The organism is Pseudarthrobacter sp. GQ63, assembly GCF_059758765.1.
The window spans coordinates 26,880-33,717 of the sequence record NZ_JCAXEF010000022.1 but is presented as its reverse complement, the minus strand read 5'-3'; the positions used below and the strand labels follow the sequence as shown (position 1 = coordinate 33,717).

Genomic DNA, 6,838 nt, shown 5'->3' with positions numbered 1-6,838 from the left:
GAAGCCGTCCAGGGCCCGGACCCAGCCGCTGATGGCCTCGGCCGATGCGCCCGGGGCGGTGTGCTGCAGCACATGGCCCTGCCCCGGGATTTCAGCCATGGTGCCCTGACGGGCGACTGCGGCAAGGTGTTCGCACCAGGGGCGGCGCGCGATGGGGTCCCTGGCGCCCCGAAGGACCAGGACGGACTGGCTGACGGCGGCCACCTTTTCCTCCATGGGGTAGTCCATCATCACGGGAAGCTCGGTCAGGTACCAGCGCGGGCCGGCCCTGAAGTAGTCGCTGAACACGAGGGCGTTCGAGGTCAGGCTCTCCCTGAACAGGGCATCGCGCGTAAGTGCCAGCGCCTGCCTGGTGACTGTCTTCCGGGGGGAGTCCACCACGGGTCCCATCAGCACGGCGCCCGCCACCCGGCCGGGCTCCTGGAGCGCGAGCTCCACCGCGGACTGCGTCCCCATGGAGTGGCCCACCACCACGTAGCTGGAAACTCCTGACTCCGCCAGGACAGCGCCCACGAACGCCGCAAAGTCACCGATCTGCAGCTGGCGCGGGGGCCGTGAAGCCTTTCCGAAGCCCGGGAGGTCGAAGGTGTAGACGTCCGCTTCCCTGGCTAGCTTCAGGTGCAGCCGGGCGAGGTACCGGTGGGACACTCCAATGCCGTGCAGCAGGACGTAGGCAGGCCTGGGCGCGGATCCTGCGGGCTTTACCGAGGCGTACAGCTTGCCCCGGAGTCCGCCCGCCTCGACGTCCCGGCCGCCACTAAGTTCCATCAGCCGAGCATACCGCCCGGGGCGGGGTGGCCGCCGGTAGGCTGGGTGTATGGCACTGATAGCTCCCCGGATCACTGGCGCGCTCCCGTCGGAGGATGCCGAGAAGCTGGGCCGTGCACTGGCGGGCAGTGACGACATCACCGTTTTCGTGGACGGCACGGTCCACCGGCTGCCGCCCCAGGCGAGGGACGCCGTCGTCGATCTCCTGCACCGCTTCAGCCGCGGCGACGCGGTGACGGTCAGCAGCGTGGAGGACATGCTCACCACATCCAAGGCAGCGGAGCTGGCCGGCATCTCGCACACCTACCTGCGGAACATGACGGACCGCGGCGAGATCCCCGTGGAGTACCGCGGCACACACCGGCGGATTCCGCGGGCCGCCATCATGGCGTGGCTGGAGGGGCAGAAAAAATCCGAGCTGCGCGAGGTGGGGAAGGCCCCCGGGCGGGCGCCTAGATCCTGGGCCTGCCTGCCCAGCGGCGCATCTTCAGCGCGGCGTGGAGCTCCAGGCGGGGCATCCCCTTGAGCGGATCCACGCCGAGCAGCTGCCGGATCCGGCCCAGCCTGTTGTAGATGCTGCTGCGGTGAAGGTGGAGTTTCGTGGCCACGTCCTGGACGGAGCCGTCATTGTCGTAGAGGAGTTCCAGAACGGGCAGCAGCTCCCCGTTGCGGTCGTGGTCCTCGAGCATGCGGAAGTAGACCGAACCCGAGTCAGCCCAGGCACTGGCCCCTCCTCCTGCGGATGCGAGGAGCTGATAGACCCCGGCGGCCCGGCAGTCAACGAGTTCGCCGAGCTGCGGATCCACGGCTGCGGCCTGGGCCGCCACCTTCGACTGCCGGTAAGCAGCGGCAAGCTCCCGCGGCCGGCCGAAGCCCTCACTGAGCCCCAGGATGATGCGGTGGACCGGACGGCCGGAGCGCTTGGCCAGTTCCAGCTGGTAGTGCACCAGGACCTGGGCGTGGTTCGCCCGGCCGGACAACTCACGGAACAGGACCACCGAATGCGTCTCCGTGCCAGCGCTGAACAGGGCGGAATCCACACCAATGGTCGCCTGCAGCGCGGCGGCCCGGTGGATCAGGGTGGACGCGATGGGGTCCGGCCCGCCGGACCAGCCGTCGGCGTCCAGCACCGTCACCACCTGCCAGGGCCCGCGGCCCTGGACTTCCTTCCAGCCCGCCACGGCGGCCACCGCATTGGGTTCGCCGGCGCAGGCGGCCAGGAACTCCCGTTCACGCCCGCGGCGGAACTCCGATTCCGCAGTGTTCGAGTCCAGCAGGAGCCCTGAGAGCATCTCGAGCTCGTGGTTGACGGCCGGAAGCTGGGTGAGGATCGCCGTCGGGCTTTCATCCGCCGAGTCCTGCTGCACCCACAGGTATCCCACCCGGAAGCCTCGCACCATCAGCGGAACACAGACCCGGCCCAGCATGCCCAGGTCCTGGTTGGCGGGAACCACCACGGGCCGCACCGCCGTGGCGATGCCGTGCGAGAGCTGCCACGCGCTGACGTCCGCCGGGACTTTCTTGCTCAGCAGGAAGTTCACCCGGACGCGGTCTGCGTGGGACTGGTTGGAGCTGTAGGCAAGCAGCACACCGTCCAGGTCCTCGAGCGACAGGCCACGGCCCAGCTTCTGCGCCACCTGCTCAACCAGTTCTTCCACACCCTGCAGCTGCATGCGCCAACATTACTGCCCGGAAGGTCCCGTGGACGAACGGACATGAGGCGACACCTGCCGCCCTGCAGCTCGACAAACGTCGAGTTGATGACGGCGAGATCCGCGGAATGGCGCGGATCTGCTTCCGCCCTCACCTCGCTTTCATGTCAGCTGGCTCACAACCGGATTTATCGTTGATACACGAAATCCTTCCGCACTTTCCGGCTGACCAGGCCGAAGATATGGAGCCCACGATGATCATCGGCGTCCCCAAAGAAATCAAGAACAACGAGTTCCGGGTGGCCATCACCGCCGCCGGCGTCCACGAATTCCGCAGCAACGGCCACACCGTGCTGGTGGAGCGCGGCGCGGGGCTGGGCTCCGGCATCACCGATGAGGAATACTCCATCGCCGGTGCCGAGATCGTCAACGAGGCGGACGACGTCTGGGCACGCGCGGACATGGTCATGAAGGTCAAGGAGCCGGTCAAGGCCGAGTACCACCGCTTCCGCAAGGGCCTGATCCTCTTCACCTACCTCCACCTGGCCGCCGAGCCCGAACTCACCCGCGAGCTCATCAACTCCGGCGTCACCGCCATCGCCTACGAAACCGTCCAGGAGGGCCGCACCCTTCCGCTGCTCGCCCCCATGTCAGAGGTTGCGGGCCGGCTTTCCGTGCAGGTGGGCGCATCCTCGCTTATGGCCCCCGCAGGCGGGAAGGGCGTGCTGCTCGGCGGCGTCCCCGGCGTCCGGCCCGCCAAGGTCGTTGTCCTCGGCGCCGGCGTGGCCGGCACCAACGCCGCCGCCATGGCCCTGGGCCTGGGCGCCGACGTCACCATCCTGGACATCAACATCAACCGCCTTCGCGAACTGGACGCCCAGTACCAGGGCCGGCTCAAGACCGTTGCGTCCAACAAGTACGAGATCGAAAAGTCCGTGGTGGACGCGGACCTGGTGATCGGATCCGTCCTCATCCCCGGCGCCAAGGCCCCCAAGCTGGTCACCAACGACCTCGTGGCCCGCATGAAGCCCGGCTCAGTCCTGGTGGACATCGCCGTGGACCAGGGCGGCTGCTTCGAGGACACCCACCCCACCACGCACCAGGAACCCACGTACAAGGTGCACAACACCATCTTCTACTGCGTGGCCAACATGCCCGGCGCTGTGCCGAACACCTCCACCTACGCGCTGACCAACGTCACCCTGCGGCACGCGGTGGCCCTCGCCAACCTGGGCGTCAGGGCAGCATTCGACCGCGACCCCGCCCTCGCAGCCGGCCTCAACATCGCCGCCGGCCACGTGGCACACCACTCCGTATCCGAGGCGCACAACCTGCCCCTCGTAGCGGACTGGCACGAACTGGTTTCTGCGTAGGTCTCACCCGTCCCGCTGCGCTCGACGACACGCATCCTCTGCGGGCTGGCTCCTTCGTCGCCTCTGACGCCCGCTGCCGGATGCCTGTCGTCCAGCGTTGTGATTTAAGACCTGCCGCTCGCCAGTTCCCGTGCTTGTTCTATTAGTTTGAGGGACTCGACGGCGTCCTGTGGGTCTACGGGGAGGGGCAGGCCTGACGCTGTGCCGCCGTCGAGGATTTTCTCTGCCAGGAGCCGGTAGAACTCCGGGTACGCGCCGCGCTCGGTGGGCAGGGCGTCCAGGTGTCCATCGCGGCCCAGGAGGCCTGCCCACTCGGGCGCCTCCTGGCCGTACTCCGCGTCCAGGGGGCTGCCGCCGGCGGCGATGTACGGCTCCTGCGGGTCCACCCCGTTCTTGGTGAAACCGCCCACGGAACCCAGCACGCGGAACCGCGGGGCCTGCTGCGCGCAGAGCATGTTCATGGTGAGGTGGCTGATCACACCGGACTCATGGCGCATGACCAGGAAAACGTCGTCATCCGCCCGTTCGTCGGAGCGGCGTGCCTTCAGTTCCGCGTGGACCACGGCGGCCGGCCCGAAGAGCTGAAGGGCCTGGTCGATCAGGTGGCTGCCAAGGTCGAACAGCGTTCCGCCGCCATCGGCCGCGGTGGCGCGGGCCTTCCAGGCCTTGGCGATGGCGGGCGACCACCGCTCAAAGCGTGATTCAAACCGTGTCACCTTACCCAGGGCATCAGCTTCCAGGAGCTTTCGCAGGGTCAGGAAGTCGCCGTCCCAGCGCCGGTTCTGGAAAACCGTGAGGATCCGGCCCAGTTCCCTGGCCAGCGTGATGAGCTCCTGCCCCTGCCCGCTGGTCACGGCGAAAGGCTTGTCCACCACCACATCCAGGCCCGCTTCCAGGGCGGCCTTGGCCAGCGGGTAATGGGTGGCGGGCGGAGTCCCCAGCACCACCAGGTCCACATCGTTGGCGTGTTCGAGGACTGCCTGGCCGTCCGGCACGGTTTTCACATCCAGGTACTGCGCGGCCGCCGCAGCCTCCCTGCCGGCGTTGGACGTAGCAATCATGCTGAGTGAGTACCGCGGGTCCGCTGCTATCAGGGGCGCGTGGAACACGCTCCCGGACAACCCGAAACCCACGACGGCGGTGCGAATTGTGCGTGCTGAAGCTTCAGTCCCGGTCATAGGCCTACCGTACTCCGGACGCTCTCTCACTTGCTGCCCCAAAAACACAAACGCTCTCCCACTTTCCGGTAAGGATCGCCGGGAAGTGGGAGAGCGTCGCAGGAAAACCTGCAGGTAGTGAGAGAGCGTTACTGGGTGGGGTTACTTCTTTTCCCAGCCGAGGGTGGTCCAGTCCGGAACCTGGGAGAGGCTCTGGAACAGGGACGGGCCGTAGTTGGCCAGGCCCGTGCGGACGAAGGAGATCTGCGGGCCGTTCATGACCACACCCATGGAGAAGTACTTCGCCATGTGCTCCTTCTCCACTTCCATGGCCGCCTTGTTGCGCTCGGCGTTGTCCTCGATGGAGGCCAGATCAGCGATCTTCTTGTCCAGCTCGGCGTCGCCCAGCTGGTTCTCGTTGGTCTTGGAGTCGTAGTACTGCTTGACGGCGGACGTGGCGTCCGCGCCCACGGTGTAGCCGGAGACGCTCATGTCGAACTCGCGTGAGCCCAGGACCTTACCGAAGTCGGCCGAGGCGCGCTGGTCAATTCCAACATCCATGCCGCCGGCCTGGAGCTGCTGCTGCAGGGTCTGGGTGAAGGCGAGGGTGGTGGGATCGTCACCGAAGTTGCTGATCTTGAAGGCCGCGGGCTTGCCGTCCTTCTCCATGATGCCGTTCGCGTTCTCGGTGTAGCCGGCGTCCGTCAGCACCTTCTTGGCGGCTTCCGGTCCGGTTTCCTTCACGGGGTAGTTGTCCTGGTAGTACTCGGAGAAGGGCAGGAGCATCATGGAACCGGAGCTGGGCTCTTCCCAGTTCAGGCCGTTGAAGCGCACCTTGCGGAGGGCTTCACGGTCAACCGCGGCGAAGATGGCCTCGCGGACGGCGACGTCGGTGATGCGCTGGGCGTTGAGGTTCATACCGCCGGCAAACAGGCGCTGGCCGCGGCGGACCTCGGAGTTGCTGGTACCCTCAAGCTGCTTGTACAGGGAGATGGTGTTGGCGGACATGGCGTCGATCTCACCGTTCTTGAAGGCAGCGATCTGGGCGCTGGTCTCCAGCTGGCGGAACACCACATTTTCCAGGACCGGCTTGTTGCCCCACCACTTCTCGTTGGGCACCAGCGTGACGGTCTTGGCCGCGGTGTCGTACTGGTCCAGCTTGAACGGACCGGCCATCCATTCCGGGTGCAGCTCGCCGTTGAAGCCCTCGTTGAAGATCTCGGGGCTGTTCACGGCGGGGTGGATCAGTCCAAAGAACAGGTCCTCCAGCGGATAAACCGGCTGGCTGGTCTTTACGATAATTTCCTTGTCGCTGCTGCCTGCCTCGACGGATTCCACGAATTCATAGGCACCCGAGCTGACGATGTCGTAGCCCGCATCCGGACTCTTGAGGATGTTCCAGGTGTTCTGGAAGGCCTTGACGTCGATCGGGGTGCCGTCATTGTAGGTGGCCTTCTCGTTGACCTTGATGGTGATGGTCTGCTTGCCATCCTCGACTTCGTTTTCCACGGTCTCGCAAAAGTCCTTGTTGGGGGACGCCTTGCCCTCGAAGTCGAGCTTCCAGCAGCCCCCGATGCCGCCACTGTTCACAGCGACCGGGTTCATTGGGATTTGTAGCGCGGAGTTGTCAGCGCTGTTGCCGTTGTTGGAGAACCCGTTGAAGTCGGGGCCGATGTTGCCCAGCGGAAGGGTGACCTTGCCGCCCTGTTCAAGGTCCGCAGCAGGCTTCTCGTTGACGCTGATGAGCTTGGACAGGTCGCTGCCTGCCTCCTGCCCCTTGGCCGTTTCCGGGCCGGTGGACCCGCCACCGCCGCCGCAGGCCGTCAGCGCCAGAGCTGCGGTGATCGCCGCCGCTCCGCCGATCCTGTTCAGATTCCTCATGGTGTTC

Annotated in this window: 6 protein-coding genes; 2 read left to right on the top strand and 4 right to left on the bottom strand. The window is 66.2% G+C overall.

The genetic code is table 11. The annotated features are described in order from the left end of the window. Positions 1 to 768, bottom strand: a 768-nt coding sequence (locus tag AC6CHP_RS20280) for an alpha/beta fold hydrolase (protein ID WP_498231912.1), incomplete at its 3' end; no start/stop codon positions are given. A 49-nt stretch (positions 769 to 817) separates the two neighbouring features. On the opposite strand from AC6CHP_RS20280, the gene AC6CHP_RS20275 reads away from it, so the two are divergent. Beyond that, the gene (locus AC6CHP_RS20275; RefSeq protein WP_498231910.1) at positions 818 to 1,294 is read left to right on the top strand and encodes a helix-turn-helix domain-containing protein; all 477 of its coding nucleotides are present in this window, start codon (positions 818 to 820) and stop codon (positions 1,292 to 1,294) included. Here AC6CHP_RS20275 and AC6CHP_RS20270 read toward each other — a convergent pair. Continuing rightward, positions 1,221 to 2,441 (bottom strand): PucR family transcriptional regulator, encoded by a 1,221-nt coding sequence (locus AC6CHP_RS20270; RefSeq protein WP_427116530.1) that lies wholly within the window; start codon positions 2,439 to 2,441, stop codon positions 1,221 to 1,223. The two genes, AC6CHP_RS20275 and AC6CHP_RS20270, sit on opposite strands and share 74 nt — an antisense overlap. A 233-nt stretch (positions 2,442 to 2,674) precedes the next feature. Here AC6CHP_RS20270 and ald point away from each other — a divergent pair, with 233 nt between their 5' ends. After that, positions 2,675 to 3,793, top strand: a complete 1,119-nt coding sequence (gene ald, locus AC6CHP_RS20265) for an alanine dehydrogenase (RefSeq protein ID WP_066272403.1) — start codon at positions 2,675 to 2,677, stop codon at positions 3,791 to 3,793. Between the two features lie 104 nt (positions 3,794 to 3,897). Here ald and AC6CHP_RS20260 read toward each other — a convergent pair whose 3' ends face one another. Next, positions 3,898 to 4,971, bottom strand: a complete 1,074-nt coding sequence (locus AC6CHP_RS20260) for a Gfo/Idh/MocA family protein (protein WP_377192674.1) — start codon at positions 4,969 to 4,971, stop codon at positions 3,898 to 3,900. A gap of 141 nt (positions 4,972 to 5,112) precedes the next feature. Further along, positions 5,113 to 6,831 (bottom strand): ABC transporter family substrate-binding protein, encoded by a 1,719-nt coding sequence (locus AC6CHP_RS20255; protein ID WP_188810860.1) that lies wholly within the window; start codon positions 6,829 to 6,831, stop codon positions 5,113 to 5,115. Between the last annotated feature and the right edge of the window lie 7 nt (positions 6,832 to 6,838).